Annotated in this window: 20 protein-coding genes and 1 tRNA gene; 11 read left to right on the top strand and 10 right to left on the bottom strand. The window is 55.3% G+C overall.

The window, feature by feature from the left end; translation table 11 throughout:
- Positions 1-120 precede the first annotated feature (120 nt).
- From smrA to G367_RS0115550, 6 genes are all read right to left on the bottom strand, one after another.
- Positions 121-711 carry a DNA endonuclease SmrA gene (gene smrA, locus G367_RS0115575; RefSeq protein ID WP_020414081.1) on the bottom strand — a complete coding sequence of 197 codons (591 nt, stop codon included), beginning with the start codon at positions 709-711 and terminating at the stop codon, positions 121-123.
- 19 nt (positions 712-730) lie between these two features.
- Positions 731-1594: an SDR family oxidoreductase gene (locus tag G367_RS0115570; protein WP_020414080.1), complete on the bottom strand. Its 864-nt coding sequence runs from the start codon at positions 1592-1594 to the stop codon at positions 731-733.
- Positions 1587-2039, bottom strand: a complete 453-nt coding sequence (locus G367_RS0115565) for an acyl-CoA thioesterase (RefSeq protein ID WP_020414079.1) — start codon at positions 2037-2039, stop codon at positions 1587-1589. The genes G367_RS0115570 and G367_RS0115565 overlap by 8 nt, the downstream gene beginning before the upstream one ends.
- A gap of 122 nt (positions 2040-2161) precedes the next feature.
- Positions 2162-2650: a protein-export chaperone SecB gene (gene secB / locus G367_RS0115560; protein ID WP_020414078.1), complete on the bottom strand. Its 489-nt coding sequence runs from the start codon at positions 2648-2650 to the stop codon at positions 2162-2164.
- A gap of 157 nt (positions 2651-2807) precedes the next feature.
- A complete protein-coding gene (grxC, locus tag G367_RS0115555) occupies positions 2808-3068 on the bottom strand; it encodes a glutaredoxin 3 (RefSeq protein WP_020414077.1) in 261 nt (86 codons plus the stop codon).
- 40 nt (positions 3069-3108) lie between these two features.
- Positions 3109-3525, bottom strand: coding sequence for a rhodanese-like domain-containing protein (locus G367_RS0115550; protein WP_020414076.1), 417 nt, complete (start codon positions 3523-3525; stop codon positions 3109-3111).
- A gap of 227 nt (positions 3526-3752) precedes the next feature.
- Here G367_RS0115550 and gpmI point away from each other — a divergent pair, with 227 nt between their 5' ends.
- The 3 genes from gpmI to G367_RS0115535 all read left to right on the top strand — a co-directional run bounded on the left by gpmI (position 3753) and on the right by G367_RS0115535 (position 8079).
- Positions 3753-5300 carry a 2,3-bisphosphoglycerate-independent phosphoglycerate mutase gene (gene gpmI, locus G367_RS0115545; RefSeq protein ID WP_020414075.1) on the top strand — a complete coding sequence of 516 codons (1548 nt, stop codon included), beginning with the start codon at positions 3753-3755 and terminating at the stop codon, positions 5298-5300.
- The gene (locus G367_RS0115540) at positions 5300-6427 is read left to right on the top strand and encodes a murein hydrolase activator EnvC family protein (RefSeq protein ID WP_020414074.1); all 1128 of its coding nucleotides are present in this window, start codon (positions 5300-5302) and stop codon (positions 6425-6427) included. The genes gpmI and G367_RS0115540 overlap by 1 nt, the downstream gene beginning before the upstream one ends.
- A gap of 293 nt (positions 6428-6720) precedes the next feature.
- Positions 6721-8079 (top strand): S41 family peptidase, encoded by a 1359-nt coding sequence (locus tag G367_RS0115535; protein ID WP_020414073.1) that lies wholly within the window; start codon positions 6721-6723, stop codon positions 8077-8079.
- Positions 8080-8159: 80 nt separating this feature from the next.
- Here G367_RS0115535 and hisF read toward each other — a convergent pair whose 3' ends face one another.
- The 4 genes from hisF to hisB are packed head-to-tail and all read right to left on the bottom strand — an operon-like array spanning position 8160 to position 10942.
- Positions 8160-8921, bottom strand: a complete 762-nt coding sequence (hisF, locus tag G367_RS0115530) for an imidazole glycerol phosphate synthase subunit HisF (protein ID WP_020414072.1) — start codon at positions 8919-8921, stop codon at positions 8160-8162.
- Entirely contained in the window at positions 8921-9652 is a 732-nt protein-coding gene (gene hisA, locus G367_RS0115525) for a 1-(5-phosphoribosyl)-5-[(5-phosphoribosylamino)methylideneamino]imidazole-4-carboxamide isomerase (protein ID WP_026305165.1), read from the bottom strand. The genes hisF and hisA overlap by 1 nt, the downstream gene beginning before the upstream one ends.
- Positions 9653-9704: 52 nt before the next feature.
- On the bottom strand, positions 9705-10355 hold the full coding sequence (gene hisH / locus G367_RS0115520; RefSeq protein WP_020414070.1) for an imidazole glycerol phosphate synthase subunit HisH: 651 nt from the start codon (positions 10353-10355) through the stop codon (positions 9705-9707).
- Complete coding sequence (hisB, locus tag G367_RS0115515; protein ID WP_020414069.1) at positions 10355-10942, bottom strand: imidazoleglycerol-phosphate dehydratase HisB; 588 nt, start codon at positions 10940-10942, stop codon at positions 10355-10357. The genes hisH and hisB overlap by 1 nt, the downstream gene beginning before the upstream one ends.
- A gap of 125 nt (positions 10943-11067) precedes the next feature.
- Here hisB and G367_RS0115510 point away from each other — a divergent pair, with 125 nt between their 5' ends.
- The 8 genes from G367_RS0115510 to G367_RS0115475 all read left to right on the top strand — a co-directional run bounded on the left by G367_RS0115510 (position 11068) and on the right by G367_RS0115475 (position 19782).
- Positions 11068-11358, top strand: a complete 291-nt coding sequence (locus G367_RS0115510; protein WP_211214936.1) for a hypothetical protein — start codon at positions 11068-11070, stop codon at positions 11356-11358.
- A gap of 82 nt (positions 11359-11440) precedes the next feature.
- Entirely contained in the window at positions 11441-13585 is a 2145-nt protein-coding gene (locus G367_RS0115505) for a TonB-dependent receptor (protein ID WP_020414067.1), read from the top strand.
- Between the two features lie 174 nt (positions 13586-13759).
- Entirely contained in the window at positions 13760-15910 is a 2151-nt protein-coding gene (locus G367_RS0115500) for an AsmA family protein (RefSeq protein WP_020414066.1), read from the top strand.
- Between the two features lie 240 nt (positions 15911-16150).
- Positions 16151-16678: a hypothetical protein gene (locus G367_RS0115495; RefSeq protein WP_020414065.1), complete on the top strand. Its 528-nt coding sequence runs from the start codon at positions 16151-16153 to the stop codon at positions 16676-16678.
- A 301-nt stretch (positions 16679-16979) separates the two neighbouring features.
- The gene (mutY, locus tag G367_RS0115490) at positions 16980-18065 is read left to right on the top strand and encodes an A/G-specific adenine glycosylase (RefSeq protein WP_020414064.1); all 1086 of its coding nucleotides are present in this window, start codon (positions 16980-16982) and stop codon (positions 18063-18065) included.
- 16 nt (positions 18066-18081) lie between these two features.
- Positions 18082-18357 carry an oxidative damage protection protein gene (locus G367_RS0115485; RefSeq protein ID WP_020414063.1) on the top strand — a complete coding sequence of 92 codons (276 nt, stop codon included), beginning with the start codon at positions 18082-18084 and terminating at the stop codon, positions 18355-18357.
- 126 nt (positions 18358-18483) lie between these two features.
- Positions 18484-18559 (top strand) — tRNA-Phe (locus G367_RS0115480).
- 797 nt (positions 18560-19356) lie between these two features.
- Entirely contained in the window at positions 19357-19782 is a 426-nt protein-coding gene (locus G367_RS0115475; RefSeq protein WP_020414061.1) for an acyl-CoA thioesterase, read from the top strand.
- Positions 19783-19831 lie beyond the last annotated feature (49 nt).

Below are 19831 nucleotides of genomic sequence, written 5' to 3'. Positions count from 1 at the left end.
GTCGCCAATATTACAATCAAGAAGAATCAAAAAGATGAGTCAGATGCGCATTCACTTAAGAAAGCCTCTATGCCGCGCATCATACTTTCAAAAAGTGACAAAAACATGACCACGGCGCACCTACAAACGGCGACGCTGGTGCCTCTCCAGGTTTTCCTGCCGCTTGCGCTCACTCTTGCGTAGTAACAAATAGGTCGCACCCATACCACCATGTTGCTTCTGCGCACTGTGGAAAGCTAGAACCTCATCCAGTTGCGGCAACCAGTGATTAATACAGCTTTTCAAAAGCGCCGGCTGCTTACGTCCCTCCCCTTTTCCATGAGTGATCAGGGCACAGCGTACGTCCGCCTCCACACAATCCCGCACAAATTCCACGACGATACTACGCGCCATCTCCACAGAGTGGCGATGCAAATCCAGGCGAGCATCCACTGTGTACTTACCCAGACGCAGATTGCGGAATACCCCGTTTTGCACCCCATCCCGCTTAAACTCAATAGGGTCCCAGGGTGCCACCAGCTCAACATACTCGCCGGAGAGGGGGTTCATTTCACGCTCAGTCTTGCGAGTGGCCGCAGCGCGGCGCTCACGCAGGATTTGCTCAGGTGTTTCACCTTCCTTGCGCAATGTCACCCGGCGCTCCTGCACCAGTGGTTTAACCCCCCCCAGTTCACCGAGGGCGTCTTTAAATAACTTGCTGTCGCTGCTCACGAAATACCCCCTGCCAGCGTCAGTCTAGAAATAAATCCTTAGTTAATTCCCCCGCATTGGACGGGTTGTGAGCATAGTCGGTGAAGTCCTTTACACCGCGCTCCACCAGAAGCTCTTCATCGATTAACTGGCGTCCAGTAAGAGTACCTTTCTCAGTCGCCAGTATTTCGTAAGCAGCATCCGCCATGATCGCCGGTTTGCGGCTCTGTTCGAACATCTCGCGGTTGCCCACCGCAAATTCGATTGCCGCAGTAGCCACCAACGTACGCGGCCATAAAGTATTCACGCTAACTCCCGCCTCACGCAGCTCTTCAGCCAACCCCAAACTCAAGATGGTCATACCGAATTTGGAAAGGGCATAGGGGGCAAAGGGCCCCAACCACTTGGGCTGTAAATTCAGCGGGGGGCACAAGCTGAGAATATGGGCGTTGTCAGACTTCTTAAGGTAGGGAATTGCCAAGTGAGCCGTCAGATACACTGCGCGACTGTTGATGTTCTGCATCAGGTCGTAGCGCTTGGGCGGGGTGGACTCTACATTGGTCAGGTTGATCGCGCCGGCATTATTGATCACCGCGTCGATACCCCCAAACCTGTCTGCAGCCTGAGCCATCGCGTCCTGAACCCGCTGCTCATCACGCACATCCACCTGCAGGGCCAAGGCCTTGCCACCAGAGCCCTCAACCTCCTGGGCGACCGAGAAGATGGTGCCGGGCAGCTTTGGATGTGGTTCTGCCGACTTGGCAGCAATCACAATGTTTGCGCCGTCCGCTGCGCACTTCAGCGCTATAGCACGACCAATACCTCGGCTGGCGCCGGTGATAAAAATGGTCTTGTCCTTAAGTGCCCCTGTATTCTCTGTCAGGGTTACAAACTCTTCACTCATATTCCTCAGCCTCCGGGGCAATAACTGCCGGACTGTAAATTTCCTTGAAGATCGCCGGCATACGTTTCGGCCTACCACTGGACAGCTCGATGCACACCATCCGCCACTGGGCCCGCAATACCAGTGCCCCATCGGCGGCGCGAAAGACTTGAAAGCGGCGGGTCATATTCAGGCGCCCATCCACTTCTGTCAGCCAGGTGCCAAATACCAGTTCATCCCCCTCTCTCGCCGCCAGTATATAGTCATACTCTCCGTGGCGAATGGCCATTCCCCGGTCGAGATCCTGGTAATTCGTGACATCTAATCCCAATTCAGCACTGTGAGCCCAGGCTGTAGCTTCACACCAGTGCACATATTCCGCATTGTTGGCATGGCGCAGGCCATCTACATGGTGTGTACCTACGGTCACTCTGCGCGTAAAGGGTGTCGGTAAATCCCACTGCATAAGCAACTCCCAGCAATTCTTTAGGTTCTTATGGGAACAGAAATTCCATCACTCGCCCAGAGGGCAAGTTACAGATATAAAAAAAGGCCCCCTCAGGGACCTTTTTGACAAGTGACGTGTGATTATGCGTCAGCTTGTGCACCTTCGGCCTGCTTCTGGGCCTGATCCAGTGCCTGGGCGAACAGCGCATCAAAGTTAACCGGCGGCAGCATCAGGGCCGGGAAAGAACCTTTAACTACAGCGTTGTCGATCACTTCGCGGGCGTAGGGGAACAGGATTTGCGGGCAGGCAGTATTCAGTGCCTGGGCCAGCTGCTGACCTTCCAGGCCTTTAATGCCAAACAGGCCGGCTTGTTTTACTTCCACCAGGAAGGCGGTGTCTTCTTCCAGCTTCACAGTGATAGTCAGAGTGAGCGCAACCTCATACAGGTCTTCATCAACCTTGGCGGTCTTGGTGTTCAGCTCCTGGTTAACCTGGGGCTTCCACTGTTTCTTGAAAACCTCGACACCCATGGGAGTCTCGAAGGAGAGGTCCTTCAGGTAGATACGCTGCATCGCGAATTGTACTTGTGGAGCCTCTGCGTTTGCCGCGCCGTTTAATTCTTCAGCCATGTTACAGCCTGTTCTTTATAAAGTTTATTGATGCCTTCCGTGAGAAAGACTCCCTGTATGAGTCTTCAGATTGGGGCCTGAAAATACCGTTTCAAGGCCCGGTACGGATAAATAGCAAAAACCTGCCGCCGCATGTGGCACACGGCGACAACCTTTTTCAGCCAGTGGATTTCAGTAACTTATCCAACTTGCCAGCGCGCTCCTGCGCCATCAAATCGTCGCAACCTCCCACATGAACATCGCCAACCCAAATCTGCGGCACTGAGCGGCGCCCCGCTTTAGCCGCCATCTGCGCACGCAGTTCCGGTTTGTTATCCACCGCGATCTCGCGATAGCTCACGCCCTTGCTGTCGAGTAGTTGCTTGGCACGAATACAGTAGGGACAGAAACGGGTGGTGTAGATGACTACATCCTGCATAACAAAACTCCGCCAAATGCTATCAAAACAAGCTACCGATCTAACTCTTCCCCTTGACCAATGGCAGGTTCTGGTTGCTCCACTCACTCATGCCACCCTGCAGGCGGCGCACCTGGAAGCCTTTTTGTTTCAACATACGCCCTACAGGCCCTGCGTGCTGACCCATTTTGTCCGCGACAATAATGACCTTATCTTTAAAAGGCTCCAGCTCAGCAATGCGCTCAGCCACGTCCCCGTGGGGGATATGCAGGGCATCGACGATATGCCCCTCAGTGAATTCACTGCGATCGCGCACATCCAGCACCTTGGCCCCATCGCTGTTAATCAGCCGGGTAACTTCATGCATGGATACCGGTACACCGGCCTTATAGCGCTCGCTCAGAACCAGCGCATAGAGCAATGCCACGAGCAGGCCAACCAGCAGCCATTGCTCACTCAAAAAGACGAAAAAATCCACTCCGCCCCCAAAATCCTTAGTGGTTATCGTTACGGCGCTGCTGCGCCAAAGCTGGCGGGAGTATACACGATTGTGGCGAATTTCTAACCAGCAAAATGGTACCTCCGCCGTGCTTACACCACCTTTGCGAGGCTGCGCCCTGGCTAATCGACATGGTTAAATGATGGCCGAACAGGTTAAAATCCGCGTCCGCAATTTAAACCATCCAATAGAGGAATCCCGTCGCTATGGCCGCTCCGCAAGCCCCGCACAAACGCCCCTTGGTCCTGCTGATTCTGGACGGCTTCGGCCACAGCGACAATCCCGAGCACAATGCGGTTCACGCCGCAAACTCCCCGGTTTGGGACAACATCTGGGCCAGCCGCCCAAAAACCCTGATCCAGACCTCCGGTATGGCAGTGGGCCTACCCGATGGACAAATGGGTAATTCTGAAGTGGGACACATGACCCTGGGTGCCGGCCGAGTGGTGTATCAGAACTTCACCCGGATCAACAAAGCAATTCAGGATGGCGACTTCTTCCGCAACACTGCCTATACAGCGGCTGTGGACAAAGCCATCGCCAATAACGGTGCGGTGCACATTATGGGGTTACTGTCTGAAGGCGGTGTGCACAGCCATGAAGACCACATCGTCGCTATGGTGACCCTGGCTGCGCAGCGCGGTGCCCGCGCCATTTATGTACACGCTTTCCTGGATGGTCGTGACACGCCGCCGCGCAGCGCCGAGCCCTCTATCGCACGGCTGATGCAGGTATGTGATTCCATAGGCAATGCTCATATGGCTACCCTTGCCGGCCGCTACTTTGCCATGGACCGCGATCAACGCTGGGAGCGCACCGAATCTGTCTACGACATGCTCACCCTCGGTACCTCAGAGTACAAAGCGTCTGACGCCCTGGCCGGATTGGCCGCCGCTTATGAGCGCGGTGAAAGTGATGAATTCGTTGCCCCGACAATTATCGGCGAGCCCGCTCCCATCCAGAATGGCGACGCTCTTATCTTTATGAATTTCCGCCCAGATCGCGCGCGCCAGCTGACTCGCGCCTTCACCGAAACGGACTTTAGCGGCTTCAAGCGCAAAGCCAAACCAGAACTGGCGGACTTTGTGATGACCACCGAATACGCTGCGGATATCCACGCCAGCTGTGCCTTCCCACCGGAAAATCTGGTGAATTCCCTCGGTGAATATCTGTCGACCCAGGGCAAGACCCAGCTGCGCATTGCCGAGACTGAAAAATACGCCCACGTTACTTTCTTCTTCAGCGGCGGTCGCGAAGAGCCCTACAGCGGTGAAACCCGCGAACTGATCAAGTCCCCCGACGTAGCTACTTACGACCTACAACCGGAAATGAACGCGCCGAAAGTCACCGACAAGCTGGTGGCGGCGATTGAGAGCGGCGCATATGACGCCATTATCTGTAACTACGCCAATGGCGACATGGTCGGCCACACAGGGGTATTCGAAGCCGCTGTAAAAGCCGTGGAAGCCCTGGACCAATGTGTGGAACGTGTCGTAGATGCTGCCCTGGCCGCCGGCGGCGAAGTACTGATTACTGCTGACCACGGCAATGTAGAAGAAATGTTCGACGCCAACTCCGGCCAGGTCAGCACCCAGCACTCCACCCTGCCGGTACCATTTGTCTACATCGGTGAACGCAATGTACAAATGTGTGACGGAGGCAGTCTGGCGGACGTGGCTCCAACCATGTTAGCGTTGATGGATCTGCCACAGCCGGCAGAGATGACCGGCCACAGTTTGGTAAAAATGGACTGATGAAAACTCTCGTACTCTTCCTGATTGCCCTGCTGTCACTGCCCGCCTGGAGCCAGGCAGAAGCGGACCAGCAGGCACGCCTCGCGGAAATCAAGCAGCGCATCGAATCCCTGCAACTGGAACTTAACCAGGTGCGCGGGCAGCGCGACCAGCTGCTCAAGGATCTGGAAGAGAACGAGAAGGACATCTCAGGGCTTCACCGGCGGATAGACCAGATTAAAAAAGATATGCGCAGCCGCTCGGACAAGTTGCGTGAACTGCAGCGGGAACAGAAACAGCTGCAGGAGGCGCGACGAAGTATGCAGCGGCGGGTCGAACAGGAGATCGCCGCCGCTTACCGACTAGGCCGACAAGAACAGATCAAGCTCCTGCTCAACCAACAAGATCCCCAGAACATCGCTCGCCAACTCCGCTATCACGATTACTTCCTCCAAGAACGCAGCCACACCATTGACAGCTACCTGGAAACCCTCGCGTCACTAGAGACCGTCAGCAGTTCTATTGAGCGTGAGCAGCTAGTTCTGCAGGGAGAACGGGAACAGCTGCAGGAGCGCCAGAGTAAGTTGCGCAGTGCCCAGAAGAATCGCAAACGCACCCTGGACAAGCTGGCTGCGAAACTCGCTGATGGCAGTGGCGAGCTTAAGCAATTGCAGGGCGATCGCTCACGCTTGCAAAAATTGATTGATGAAGTTGGCCGCGCCATCGCCTCTCTCGTGAATCCTGGGGATCAAAAGCCCTTTGCTCGCCAGCGAGGCAAGATGCAGTGGCCGGTAAAGGGGCGCCGCGCCAACGCCTATGGACAGCGCCGCACCAATGGCATCACCTGGAAGGGTGTAACTATCCGCGCAGCCGAAGGAGAGCCTGTGCGTGCTATACACCGCGGGCGAGTGGTATTTTCTGACTACCTGCGCGGCCACGGCATGCTGGTAATTCTCGATCACGGTGACGGCTATATGAGCCTCTATGCACACAACCAATCCCTTACCCGCAATATTGGCGAGTGGGTGGAGAGCGGTGAAACAATCGCGCGCGTGGGCAATACAGGCGGGCTTACTCAGAGCGGTGTCTATTTTGAGATCCGCCATCGCGGTAAGGCGAAAGATCCAACTGCTTGGTGCCGATCCTGATAAACTATCGGCGGCAGAGGCCCAATCTTTTGTCGCCATTTCACAACAATTGCTGTGATGAATAAGGTTTCAAGTGCACTTTCTTCTATCGAGTGTCCTTGCCTAACAAACCGCTAGGCCAGGAAGTCCAAAGACCCCGCCACCAGCTACTCAGCCCACCTGTAAGACAGTTCGTTTTATCGCGACTAAGCCTATGACATCGTAGAAATTGGCGTCATCTTAGAATCCCTGCCAATCTCTGCGGTCTACACTTTCGCAAAGCAGCGAAGAAATAAGGCAGAGGTCACAACAACATGTTCATACCCAAGGCGCTGACCACCTTTCTCGGCGCGGCCACCCTCGCAACCCTGCCTTTGATGGGTCTTAGCGAAGGAGGCAAGCAACCCGATGTCATCGCCGAGGCCGCCGGGCGCCTACCTCTAGAAGACTTACGCAGCTTTGCCAAAGTATTCGAGCAAATCCGCCAGGGATATGTCGAGGAAGTAGACGATCGTACCCTGCTTGAATATGCCATCAAAGGTATGCTGCAGGGCCTCGACCCTCATTCTTCCTACCTCGACCGCCGCTCCTTCGATGACCTGCAAGCCAATACCACCGGCGAATTTGCCGGCCTGGGTATCGAGGTTGGTATTGCGGATGACCACATTACCGTGGTGACACCGATGGACGATACTCCTGCCTCGCGCGCGGGCTTAAAGGCCGGGGATGTCATATTGCGCCTTGCGGGTAAATCCATGAAGGGTGTCAGCCTGGATGAGGCGGTGGAATGGATGCGTGGCCCCAAAGGCAGCAGTGTCACCCTGACTATCGCCCGCAAAGGCCACAAAGAACCTTTCGATGTCACCCTCAAACGCGACACCGTGCGTGTGCGCAGTGTGCGCAGTAAAGTACTCGATGAAGGCTACGGCTATTTACGTATCAGTCAGTTCCAGCTGGATACCGGCACCGATGTGGCGAAAGAGTTAATCAAGCTGCAGAAAAAGGGCCCTCTCAAAGGCCTGATTATCGATCTGCGCAACAATCCAGGTGGTGTCCTGCAATCTTCGGTTGAAGTAGTGGATGCTTTCCTGGAAGAAGGGCTGGTCGTCTATACCGAGGGCCGTAATGAATCCTCCAATCTGAGCTACTCTGCCGAACCCGGAGACCTGACAGAAGGTGCTCCACTAGTAGTGCTGATCAATGCCGGCTCTGCCTCGGCAGCGGAAATTGTCGCCGGAGCTCTGCAGGACCACCGCCGCGCCGTAGTAATGGGGACTGATAGCTTTGGCAAAGGCTCAGTGCAAACAGTGATTCCCATCACTAACGAGCGCGCAATCAAACTCACCACTGCACTTTATTACACCCCCAATGGACGCTCGATCCAGGCCCAGGGCATCACTCCGGATATTGTGGTGGAAAGGGTAAAGATCACCCGCCTGGAAAATTCCAAGCGCCCCACTGAAGCCGACCTTGCCGGACACCTGAATAACGGCAACGGCGGTGCCGATCGCACCTCTGAGGATCGCGCGCGGGAGCAGGAAGAGCGGGATAACTGGCTGGATCGTGACAACCAGATCTTCGAAGCACTCAATGTGCTCAAAGGGCTGAATCTCTACGCTCACAGGGACAGGGGTCTGCGCGAACGCTTCGCCCGCACAGACGAAAAGCTGTAACTGGCGCGCGGCGGGCCTCCCGGCCCGCCGCCAGCGCATAGCCCCGATTTAAACTCTGAATTTTCCCGCGATATACCTGGCTACAGGCGCATCTCTATCCCAGCTTCCTGCATATACGCCTTGGCCTCGGCGATGCTGTACTCACCAAAATGGAAGATACTGGCAGCCAACACCGCATCGGCACCACCCTGCAATACGCCTTCCGCCAAATGCTGAAGGTTGCCGACACCCCCCGAAGCAATCACTGGAACCGGCACTGCCTCAGTCACGGCACGAGTCAGAGCCAGGTCAAAGCCATTCTTGGTTCCATCACGATCCATACTGGTGAGCAGTATTTCTCCAGCACCATACTCCGCCATCTGCCGCGCCCAGGCCACTGCATCAATGCCGGTCGGCTGACGCCCACCGTGGGTAAAGATTTCCCAGCGGTTCTCTCCCACCTGCTTGGCATCAATAGCCACTACGATGCACTGACTGCCAAAGCGTTCTGCCGCCTCGCGCACAAACTCAGGGTTCTTCACCGCAGCAGAGTTAATCGCCGTCTTGTCCGCACCAGCGTTGAGCAGATTGCGGATATCCTGCAAGGTGCGAACGCCACCGCCGACGGTAAGTGGAATAAAAACCTCATGGGCCATTTTTTCCACTATATGCAGGATGGTATCTCGCTGCTCATGGGTAGCCGTGATATCTAGGAAAGTCACCTCATCGGCACCCGCCTCGTTATAGCGGCGGGCAATTTCCACCGGGTCACCGGCATCGCGGATATCGACGAAGTTCACGCCTTTCACTACGCGGCCGGCATCGACATCTAGACATGGGATAATACGTTTCGCCAGAGCCATTATTTCTTCCGTTGATCGCAAAGCTGCTGCGCAGCGCGCAGATTCAACTTGTCTTCGTAAATTGCCCGGCCGGTAATCGCACCATATATCTCGCCGGTATCCAACAATTGTTCGATATCCTCAATACTGCTGACACCACCGGAAGCGATAATCGGCACCTGTACCGCACGCGCCATCTCCAGAGTGGCCTCGAGATTGACGCCCTGCATCATGCCGTCGCGGGCAATATCTGTGTACACGATCGAGCTGACGCCACAATCAGCGAAACGCTTGGCCAGTTCTGTAGCTTTCAGCTCAGATACCTCAGCCCAGCCCTCGGTAGCTACCAGCCCATCTTTGGCATCGAGCCCGACAATAATATGTCCTTCGAACTCACGACAGGCCTCCTCTACCAACTTGGGATCTTTCACCGCAGCGGTGCCAATAATGGCCCAGGTAACACCGGCATCCAGGTAGCGTTCGATAGTATGTAAATCCCGGATACCACCGCCGATCTGCACCGGCAGATCGGGAAACTGCCTGGCGATGGCAGTAACGGCCTCACCATTTACAGGGTTGCCGGCAAAGGCTCCGTTCAGGTCCACCAGGTGCAGGCGCCTGGCTCCCTCGTTTACCCAATGCTGGGCAGTGGCTAGGGGATCATCGGAAAATACGGTGGCGTCGTCCATTTCACCCTGGCGCAGGCGCACGCATTGGCCGTCCTTGAGGTCGATAGCGGGAATTACAATCATGCTCTGTCTTTCGTCGGCAGTAGTTATTGGAGTCAGGAAAATATGGCAAGCCTCAGGCCCGGCCATTCCAGCTGACAAAATTCTTTAGTAGTTGCAGGCCAGTATCGGCACTCTTTTCCGGGTGGAACTGGGTAGCAAAGATATTCTCTTGTGCTACTGCAGCCGCCAGAGGTACGCCATACTCAGTGTGCCCGGCGAGTACAGTATTATCCCCAGCCGGCACATAGTAGCTGTGCACGAAATAAAAGCGGCTGCCATCAGCTATGCCTGCCCACAGGGGGTGTTTGCGTGTCTGTTGCACGGTGTTCCAGCCCATATGCGGCACTTTCAGTCGCTCGCCATCCTGTACCACCGGCAGGTCACTGCCAAAAAATTTCACTGGCTGTGGGAAGATACCCAGACAGTCGACACCGTTATTCTCCTCGCTGTAGCGCATCATAATTTGCATACCCACGCAGATTCCCAGTATCGGGATATCGGCGGCGATAGCATCTTTGAGTAGCGGAGCAAAGCCCGCTTCAACAAACCCTGCCATGCAATCGCGAATGGCGCCGACTCCAGGGACTAATATGCGTTCTGCGCCCTCAGCCTGCTGAGGAGTTTGCGCCAACACAACCTCGACCTCCGGAGCCACTTTATTCAAAGCGCTGGCAACCGAGTGCAGGTTGCCCATACCGTAATCGAGTACTGCGACCTTACCCATCACAAGACTCCTTTGGTGGAAGGCATGGTGCCGGCCATACGCGGGTCCGGGGTTAGTGCCATACGCAGGGCGCGGCCGAAGGCTTTGAATACCGTCTCTACCTGGTGGTGGGCGTTATGGCCGCGCAGGCAATCGATATGCACCGTCACCAGGGCATGATTGACGAAGCCCTGGAAGAATTCAAAAAACAGTTCGGTATCGAAATTGCCGATACGCTTTTGAGTAAAAGGCACTTCCATCACCAGGCCTGGGCGCCCTGAGAAATCAATCACCACCCTGGAGAGGGCCTCATCCAAAGGCACATAGCTATGGCCATACCGGGTCATGCCCTTCTTGTCTCCCAATGCTTGGGTAATGGCCTTGCCGAGGGTAATGCCGATATCTTCCACCGTATGGTGGTCGTCAATATGAATATCGCCGTCGCAGCTAATGTCCATGTCGATCATGCCGTGGCGGGCAATTTGATCAAGCATATGCTCAAGGAAGGGAACCCCAGTCGCGAACTGGCCATGGCCCTGGCCATCCAGATTAACGCTGACTTGAATCTTGGTTTCCAAGGTGTCACGAGTGACGCTAGCTGTACGCATCGAAAGCGATCCTTATTTGCACGATAAGACAGAGGGCGCAAATTATAGGATGAATGACACCCCCTGTGGTCCGCTAGTGTCAGATGAAACTTGATTCATAATCACAACTACATATCATGCGCGGTATGGTTACTCTAAAGCGCCGAAAATCCCATTACTGGGCCAGCCTGTTTCTGTTACTCGCCGTAGTAGCAGCTCAGCCGCTGTGGGCGGAGCACTTCCACCTGGGCAACACCCAGGTGGAGATGTGTGACCTGTGCTGTATGCATTCACCTGCAGCACTCGGCAGCGAGCCATTGCTCGTACAGGCTGAGCCCCAAAGTCACTACGAACGGCCCTCTGCGCCAACAGCCCACAATTGCCAGCCAGAGCGCCAGAGTGCGCGCGCCCCTCCCTTCCCCCTGTCACTCAGTTAATACCCAAGAACCGATAATTTTTTAGTGAATGCCCACGCTGGAGCGCGTATGGCATTGTCCGCCTGTGACAGGAAAAAAACCAATGATTAAGTTCAATACTCTGGCCCTGGCCATTGCCAGCCTGGCCGCGCCCGCTATTTACGCCGCTGAAAACAACTCGACCCTGGAAGAGGTCAATGTCACTGTCTCGCCGCTGGATAAGCCCGCCGACGCAGTGGCAGCTCCGGTTTCTATTCTCTCCGGGGACGCATTGCGCAAATCCGCCGCGGCAACCCTGGGCCAAACTTTGCAAGACCAACCCGGTGTAGCCAATGCCTCCTTCGGCAGTGGCGTGGGGCTGCCGGTTATCCGCGGCCAGAGTGCCAACCGTGTAAAGATCTTGAGCGATAACCTGGATGTATCCGACGCTTCCAACACCAGCGCCGATCACGCCGCCAGTATCGAGCCACTGCTTGCGGAACGCATCGAAATACTGCGCGGTCCCGCCGCCCTGCGCTACGGCAGCGGTGCCGTGGGAGGGGTGGTGAACATCATCGACGGACGTATCCCCACTGCCGTGCCAGAGAAAGTGGAGGGCGCAGTTGAGCTGCGCCACAACACCGCCGACGGCCAGGACGCCTCAGTTTTTCGTTTCACCGGTGGTGCTGGGCAGCTGGCGTGGTATGTAGACGGGGTTTATCGGGAAAACGACAATACCGAAATCCCGGGCCTGGCCATCGTTGAGCACGATGAGCATGAAGAACACGACGAACATGAAGAGCACGCCGGCGAAGAAGGCGAGCACGAGGACGAGTTCAACACCGATGGCTTCGTGGGCAATACCAATGCCCGCGCCCACAGCTATAGCGGAGGGGTTTCCTGGATCACCGACAGCGGCTTTATTGGCTTCTCCGTAAACCGGCTGGAAAACAATTACGGCATCCCCTTGGGCACTCATGAGCACCACCACGAAGATGAGGACCACGCGGGTGAAGACCACGACGACCACGACGACCACGAGGAGCACGCCGAGGCCGGTGAGGTCGATGCGGTACGTATCGACCTGGTACAAACCCGCTATGACCTGAAAGGCGAGCACCGCTTCGACGGCGATTACTGGGACAAACTGAGCCTGCGTATCGGCTACAACGATTACGAGCATGTGGAGCTGGATGCCGGCAATCCGAGCACCCGCTTCACCAACGAGGCCTGGGAGAGCCGTGTTGAAATAACCCACGATGCCGGCAACGGCTGGCGCGGTGCCTACGGACTGCAATTGACCGACAAAGACTTTGCCGCAAAAGACTTTTCCACAATTGGCAGTCACTCCTTTATCCAGCCCTCACATACCCGCAGTGCCGGCTTCTTTACTATGAAGGAGCGCCAATGGAGTAGCTGGCACTTAGATCTGGGCGCCCGGTTGGAGAGAGTGGATATAGACCCAGAAATTGGCAACGACCGCGATTACAATCTGATCGGCGCCAGCGCCACGCTGCAGTATTTCCTCGCCGAGCACCAGCATCTCAGCTTCGGCGCCACCCACTCCGAACGTGCACCCGTGGCCGAGGAACTGTTTGCCGATGGCGCGCACCTGGCGGAATCCCGCTATCTATTAGGCAACAGCGAGCTGGACAAAGAGAGCGGCGTCAACTTGGAGTTGGGTTATCACCACCATAACGAAGCGGCTAGCGGCTGGCACGCTGCGCGCATTGAGGCCAGCGTTTTCTACAACCAGATCAGTGACTACATCTACGCGCAGAACACCGGCGGCGAGGAAGAGGAGTTGCCGGTCTATGCCTATGCCAACCGCGATGCGACTTTCTATGGAGCCGAGGCCTCAGTGACCTTTCCCTTGCAGGGCGGCCACTATATAACGCTGTTTGGCGACATGGTGCGCGCTAGCTTCGATGATGCGATCATCGGTGAAAGCTCCGATGTACCGCGTATGCCACCGCTTCGGATGGGCGTGGCCCTGGGTGCCGATTACGACCAGTGGGGTTGGGAGTGGCGCACAGTCGAAGCTGCGGACCAGGATCGCGCCGGCGCCTACGAAGAGGAAACCGACGGCTATACCCGCATGGACCTGAGCGCCGAGTACAACCTCAATATCGGCGGCAGCAATGCGGTGCTCTTTGCCAGTGCACGCAACCTGCTGGACGAGGAAATCCGCAACTCCACCTCACTGCTACGCGACTATGCCCCGGCACCCGGCCGCAGCATCGAAGCGGGCGTACGGTTTATTTTCTAAGGCACAACTGCTTCAATGAGCCCCGCGGCGCGCCCAGCTCCACGGGGCTGCATCTCCTACACTTCCCGCATAACCTCTTTATAGAAGTGTGCGGGAACATCTAGTCGCACCGCGGCGTCTGATGTGTATCTGCACGACAAATCTTCTACGGAATAAACAGGGACAATCCACTCCATGGCCTGGATCAAGCGCACTTTTATCGCTCTATTGGTCGTTTTCCTGCTGCTCGCCGGTGCTGTCGCCTGGCTGCTGGCCGGCCTCGACGTAAACCAGTACAAACCACAGCTGGAAAAGCTCGCCGCCAAGCAGGGGATCTCCCTGCAATTGGAAGGTGATATCGGCTGGCAGTTATGGCCACAGGTTGGCCTGCAGCTGCGCGATGTGGCACTGGCACCGCTACAGCTGCCCAAAGAAACCCTGGTGCGCGCCGATAAAATCGCCATAGGTGTCGCCCTCAGGCCACTGCTACAGCGCCGCGTGCAGGCTCAGGAGATCGTACTGCTGGCGCCACAGATTGAACTCAGCGTTGACAAGGAAGGGCGCGGTAACTGGGAGCTGATCAGTGAAGCCCTGGAGGCTCAGAGCAAGCAACCTCCCAAACTGGAAATCCCCAGGGAGACAGAAGAGCCCGCCGAGCAACAAGTGCAGCTTAGCCTGGACAAGCTGCGTATTGAAAATGGCCTGGTATCTTACAGTGACGCCCGCACCGGAAAAGCCTACAAGGTCGAAGACCTGCGCGTGATAGCCGACAACCTGGTGCCAGGCGGCGAACCTGGGCAACTGCGTGCCGATGCCAGCATAAGCGGCAGTGACCTGCGTCACCCCCTCAATCTGACATTAGACAGCACCCTGGCCCTGGATGAAGGCCTCAACGGCCTGCGCCTACAACCCCTGCAGCTGACCTTTACTGCCGATAACAGTGCCAAAGCCACGATTCACTTGCGCGGTTACGTACGTCGTGACAACAACAACCAGCCCTGGCGCATACAGATGAATCTAAATGCCAGTGCCGACCCCCTGCGCCCCTGGCTTGAGCTGACCGGCACCGAAGTGATTACTCGCGATAGCGCTGTATTACAGAAGTTGAATATTGAAGCCAGCCTCGAAGGCACTGAGCAGAAACTCGATCTGACCCCACTGCAACTGCAGCTCGACAACACGACCTTCAGCGGCAATGCCCAGCTGCGCAACGCGGAGATGCCTGGGCTGGATCTGAGCCTGCGCGGCGGCGCTTTCAATTTGGATAGCTACCTGCCTCCCTCCAAAGAAAAGGAAGAAAAGCAGGGGGAAACCGTCCCCTCCTCCGAAGTAACGGCTCAAGACGAACAGACTGCACACACTCAAACCGCACCTGAAACAGCAAAACCGCTGCAGGCGGAGAAGCCCACAACTACTGAACAGCAGTTATCAGCCCAGCCGGTACCTGCAGAGCCCCTGCCTCTCAGCGCACTGCGCGGCTTTAATGCCAATATCAATGTGACCCTGGACCAGCTACTGGCAGCAGACCTGCAACTGGACAGTCCGGAAATACAACTCACCGTGGATAACGGCCTCTACCAACTGCAAAAACTCAGCGCAGACATCTATGGTGGACAGCTCAATAGCAATGGGCAGTTCAACGCCCGTGCCCAAACGGCTGAAGGCCAGGTACGTGGCGGCCTCAGCAATGTGGATATCGGCAAGGTACAGAAAGCGCTGTTCCCCAGTGAGAAAGTGCAGGTAGCCGGTGAAGCCAGTGTCAATTGGGATGGTCGCACTAAAGGAAAAACCTCCGAAGATCTGCAAAAAAACCTGGTCGCAGCCGTTAATATTTCCAGCAAGGAGCTCTCCATAGCCCCATTCAACCTTGAAAAGAGTATGTGCCAGCTATTTAGTTATGCGGAAAACACGCCTCTGCCAGACAGAGACTGGCCAGCACAGACTGGCCTGCAGGATGTGCGCGCTACTATTGCCGTGAAAGGCGATGAAGTGAAGGTGACCGAAATCCTTGCAGGAATCGAGAATATCGCCATGACAGGTGATGGCGAGATAGATTTACAAAAACAGGACTTCGACTTCGCCCTCGGCCTCGCCCTGGTCGGCGAAAGCACCTCCGCCGACGGCTGTACAGTGAAGAACAAGCGCTGGCGGAACCGCCCGTTGCCTTTACGCTGCAAAGACGACTTCGATGATGTAGGTCCAGGCACTTGTAAACCCGACAGTCGCCGCCTCGACGACCTGGTACGTGAGGAACTGAAATACAAAGCCAAGAAAAAATATGGCGATAAGGTAGAAGAAAAAGTCGATGAGCTGAAAGAAAAATTGAAAAATCTCTTCGGTCGTTGATCAGAGCCGCACCGGGCCTCGCCCGGTGCGCAACTCCGGTCCCACTATCCCACTCCACTCAAGCTCTCACTACCTCCAACTCCAAATTAGTTTCAAGATTCCGCTCAGAGGGCAGCATTGTTGCAGGCTGCTTAGATTTTTTTCCTACCACACCTCAACTTCCCTACTGTTTACACATTCTTTTCCCAATATCAGCCCGATCTCAGCGAAATCAATTGGTCAGATAAAGGGAATAACAAAATGCCAATAATGGTCCGAGAGAAAGACAATAACTCCAAGCAGGTAATCGCGAGGCTGGCCACTGCTACCAAGCACCACAAGCCTGATGAGGTAGAGTGGGGTAATGACCGCGTTAACTGCTACGCCTGGGCTGCGAACTGCGAGGCCCCAAACTCGGGCAAGCCCAATCCCGGCTCCAACGCCGGCTATGTCGCAACTTTGGAAGATGCCAGCCTGATTGAGGGAGCCAAGCGCGATGGTATGGCCTATGTGGCCAATGCCCCAGCAAACAAGCCACCGCCTTTTTCAGAGGGTTGCTACTGCGTTGCCCTGTATAAGTCCGCAACCGATCACCACTGGTACCGGCGGGACCCGAAAACCGGTACCTGGACTCACAAACCAGGTCCTCATGGGGTGAGAAACTACGGCCCCAATTTTGTGGTTCTGCCCGAGCAGCTGGAAACGGCAAACCATAACTACGGCCTGGCTGCCACCAATTATCGTTTTGTGGCCTATTTCTATGTGGTGGAAGAGGGCATTCAGGTCTGATGACTGCATCGTGAAGAACTAGTGCCGAGGCAACCGCCCACTGCCCTTCCGCTGCATGGGCGACTTCGATAGTGTGATCCCTGGCTCATCCATACTCGACATCCGCCACCTGGACAACCTGATACGCGAGGAGCTGAAATACAGAGCCAGGAAAAATATGGCAATAAGATGGAAGAAAAGGTCGACGAACTGAAAGAAAAATTGAAAAATCTCTTCGGCCGTTGATCATAGCCGCACCGGGCCCCGCCCGGTGCGCAACTCCGGCCCCAATATCCCACGCCAGCAACCTCGCAGTACCTTCATGACTCCAAAGCAGTTCCAAAATGCCGTTCTCAAGTGGTTCGATAAACACGGACGCAAGGACCTGCCCTGGCAGCAGGATATCAACCCCTACCGCGTATGGGTTTCCGAGATCATGCTGCAACAAACCCAGGTAAGCGCTGTAGTCCCCTATTTCGAGCGCTTTATGCGGAGCTTCCCCACCCTGGAAAGTCTCGCCGTTACGCCTCTGGATAAGGTGCTGGCCCACTGGAGCGGCCTCGGTTACTACGCCCGCGCGCGCAACTTGCACAAATGTGCGCAGACAGTTTTGCAAGAGTACGACGGGGAATTTCCACAGGATGTAGAAGCACTCATCGAGCTGAGCGGTATCGGCCGCTCCACTGCCGGCGCTATCGCCAGTATCAGCATGGGGCTCAGGGCACCGATCCTGGATGGCAACGTAAAACGGGTACTGGCCCGCTTTCACGCCGTGGCAGGCTGGCCGGGACAGACTGCGGTAGCCAACAAGCTGTGGGAACTGGCCGAGATTTATACCCCGAATAAGCGTGTCAACGACTACACCCAGGTCATGATGGACCTGGGTGCTACCCTGTGCACCCGTTCCAAGCCCAGCTGTAGCGACTGCCCACTAAAAAAATCCTGCGTGGCCCACGCCCAGGGCAACCCCCAGGATTACCCCGGTAAAAAACCGCGTAAGGAAAAACCGGTACGCAGCGCCACCATGCTGCTGATGGAATACGAGGGCAAACTTTATCTAGAGCAGCGCCCCGCTACTGGAATTTGGGGCGGCCTCTGGTGCCCACCCCAGGCAGAAGACCCTAAGACTTGGCTCAGGCAACAGCGCTGGCGCGCCAGTGAAATACAAGCGCTGCCGGTACTGCGCCATACCTTTACCCACTTTCATCTGGATATTTCCCCTGTATGGGTACAGCTCGACAAAGTCACCACACAGGTAGCGGAGAACAGCGCTGGCTGGTATAAACTGCGGCGTCTAAACCGCGCCCGCGCGGCTCAGGAACTGGGGCTACCCGCCCCGATCGTAAAGCTGGCAAAACAATTACTGGCGCTGCAGGCGCCGCTGCTCGCCCCAACGACGGCCGACTAAAAACCAGGAGGAGTCCATGTCCAGAACCGTATTCTGCCGCAAGTACCAAGAGGAATTGGAAGGCCTGGACGCACCGCCTTTTCCTGGCCCCAAAGGCGTGGATATCTTCGAACACGTTTCCAAAAAAGCCTGGAAGGAGTGGATGTCACACCAGACCATGCTGATTAACGAGAAGCACCTCAACATGATGGAACCTTCCAGCCGCGCCTATTTGAGCGAGCAGATGATGAAGTTCCTGAGCGGTGAAGAATACGACGCAGCCGATGGTTACGTACCCCCAGAACAGCAGTAACAAGGCCCTGTAAACAGCCCCCGGCAAAGAAGAAAAACTTTTTACAATCAAGGGGTTGACTCTGCCTCAGGGAAGGGCTTTAATACGCGCCTCGCGACGCAGGGGAAGCCCAGCAAGATCGCAAAAGCCCGGATAGCTCAGTCGGTAGAGCAGGGGATTGAAAATCCCCGTGTCGGTGGTTCGATTCCGCCTCCGGGCACCATATTTAAACCCGCGCAGGCACTCGCTTTCGCGGGTTTTTTAATTCTACCGCCCTCAAGGTTTTGGCGGTAAATTCCTCCCAAAGTGTCAACATTGTGTCAACGCAAAATCACGTTGACTCTTTGCTACTCCGCAAGCCTTCCGGCTGTGCTTAAAGCAGGCGGAGACATTGAGTCATAGCTGGAGTGCTTAGGTGCTATAGGAAGCCTCTGAATAACTCCATGATGCCTCTGGCTTACGGAGCGGTCACAATCAAGGCGCGGCTGAAACGCAGGGTGGCTGAACGGAATGAGTTCGTTCACCACCTTACCTTGCTACCTGCATTCAGCAGAACATACCCCGAAAGCTATGCAACTCTGGACGAGAAATTGGGCAGGTAGCCGTGAAAGACTGTGCAAGTGTCCTATTCCGATAGGAAAAACCTATTGAGTAATTCCTTCACGGGAGCCGAGGAGCTCGCCCTTGCCGTAATTAGGACAAATATTAATTAACAATTTGATGCCAGCTATTTATTGCTGATTTCTTTTACTAATCAATCGCCACAACGTAGGGGTAACGATATTCCTAACTCACATCAAGTTGGCAGCCTATTTTAGGTAAATTAAATCCAGAGCTGCCTGGCAGCTTACAAAATAAGCTCCGATTAAATTCCTGTTAATGAATAAAAAAAATAAAGGCAATATTGACGTTTTCTTGCAGCCATTCACTCACTTTAGAATTTAAAATATAAACCTACTCACAGCCCCAACAGCCCATTACAATTCACAGCTTTACTGTTTTGATTTAAGTGTAATAACAATGAGTGAAGCCCCCCGCAACCTTCTTTATCAGGAAACCTTAGCTGTACGCTGGGGTGATATGGACGCCTTAGGACATATCAACAACGCCACCTACTTCACCTACTTTGAGCAGTGCCGCTGCAGCTGGTTAGCGGCTATTAAACGCTCCGGCGCGGTAAGCAGTAACCAAGGGGATGGCCCGGTACTACTCAATGCTTCGGCCAATTTCCATTTACCGCTGGTATTTCCAGCCAACATTACTGTTAGTATGTATGGCGGCACTCCCGGGCGCAGCAGCTTCAATAGCTACTACGAAATTAGAGAAGCAGATAATACCGACAACCTTTACACCACCTGTGAAGCGAAAATCGTCTGGGTGGATCATAGAACCGGAAAATCGATTCCCGTGCCGGATGATATTCGAGCACTGCTTCCAAATAATTAAGATAGAAAGCCCTCATCGGCGAGGGCTCTTATTGCCTTCTCAGATATTT

Origin of the sequence: Microbulbifer variabilis ATCC 700307 (genome assembly GCF_000380565.1) — a bacterium.
GTDB lineage: Bacteria > Pseudomonadota > Gammaproteobacteria > Pseudomonadales > Cellvibrionaceae > Microbulbifer > Microbulbifer variabilis.
The sequence above is the reverse complement of the archived record's forward strand: the minus strand, read 5'-3'. Positions and strand labels throughout refer to the sequence as shown.

Coding starts and splice junctions, on each gene's coding strand:
- G367_RS0115570 (WP_020414080.1), bottom strand. CDS start 1,594: ATGAGTGAAGAGTTTGTAACCCTGACAGAGAATACAGGGGCACTTAAG.
- G367_RS0115565 (WP_020414079.1), bottom strand. CDS start 2,039: ATGCAGTGGGATTTACCGACACCCTTTACGCGCAGAGTGACCGTAGGT.
- secB (WP_020414078.1), bottom strand. CDS start 2,650: ATGGCTGAAGAATTAAACGGCGCGGCAAACGCAGAGGCTCCACAAGTA.
- grxC (WP_020414077.1), bottom strand. CDS start 3,068: ATGCAGGATGTAGTCATCTACACCACCCGTTTCTGTCCCTACTGTATT.
- gpmI (WP_020414075.1), top strand. CDS start 3,753: ATGGCCGCTCCGCAAGCCCCGCACAAACGCCCCTTGGTCCTGCTGATT.
- G367_RS0115540 (WP_020414074.1), top strand. CDS start 5,300: ATGAAAACTCTCGTACTCTTCCTGATTGCCCTGCTGTCACTGCCCGCC.
- G367_RS0115535 (WP_020414073.1), top strand. CDS start 6,721: ATGTTCATACCCAAGGCGCTGACCACCTTTCTCGGCGCGGCCACCCTC.
- hisF (WP_020414072.1), bottom strand. CDS start 8,921: ATGGCTCTGGCGAAACGTATTATCCCATGTCTAGATGTCGATGCCGGC.
- hisA (WP_026305165.1), bottom strand. CDS start 9,652: ATGATTGTAATTCCCGCTATCGACCTCAAGGACGGCCAATGCGTGCGC.
- hisH (WP_020414070.1), bottom strand. CDS start 10,355: ATGGGTAAGGTCGCAGTACTCGATTACGGTATGGGCAACCTGCACTCG.
- hisB (WP_020414069.1), bottom strand. CDS start 10,942: ATGCGTACAGCTAGCGTCACTCGTGACACCTTGGAAACCAAGATTCAA.
- G367_RS0115510 (WP_211214936.1), top strand. CDS start 11,068: ATGGTTACTCTAAAGCGCCGAAAATCCCATTACTGGGCCAGCCTGTTT.
- G367_RS0115505 (WP_020414067.1), top strand. CDS start 11,441: ATGATTAAGTTCAATACTCTGGCCCTGGCCATTGCCAGCCTGGCCGCG.
- G367_RS0115500 (WP_020414066.1), top strand. CDS start 13,760: ATGGCCTGGATCAAGCGCACTTTTATCGCTCTATTGGTCGTTTTCCTG.
- G367_RS0115495 (WP_020414065.1), top strand. CDS start 16,151: ATGCCAATAATGGTCCGAGAGAAAGACAATAACTCCAAGCAGGTAATC.
- mutY (WP_020414064.1), top strand. CDS start 16,980: ATGACTCCAAAGCAGTTCCAAAATGCCGTTCTCAAGTGGTTCGATAAA.
- G367_RS0115485 (WP_020414063.1), top strand. CDS start 18,082: ATGTCCAGAACCGTATTCTGCCGCAAGTACCAAGAGGAATTGGAAGGC.
- G367_RS0115475 (WP_020414061.1), top strand. CDS start 19,357: ATGAGTGAAGCCCCCCGCAACCTTCTTTATCAGGAAACCTTAGCTGTA.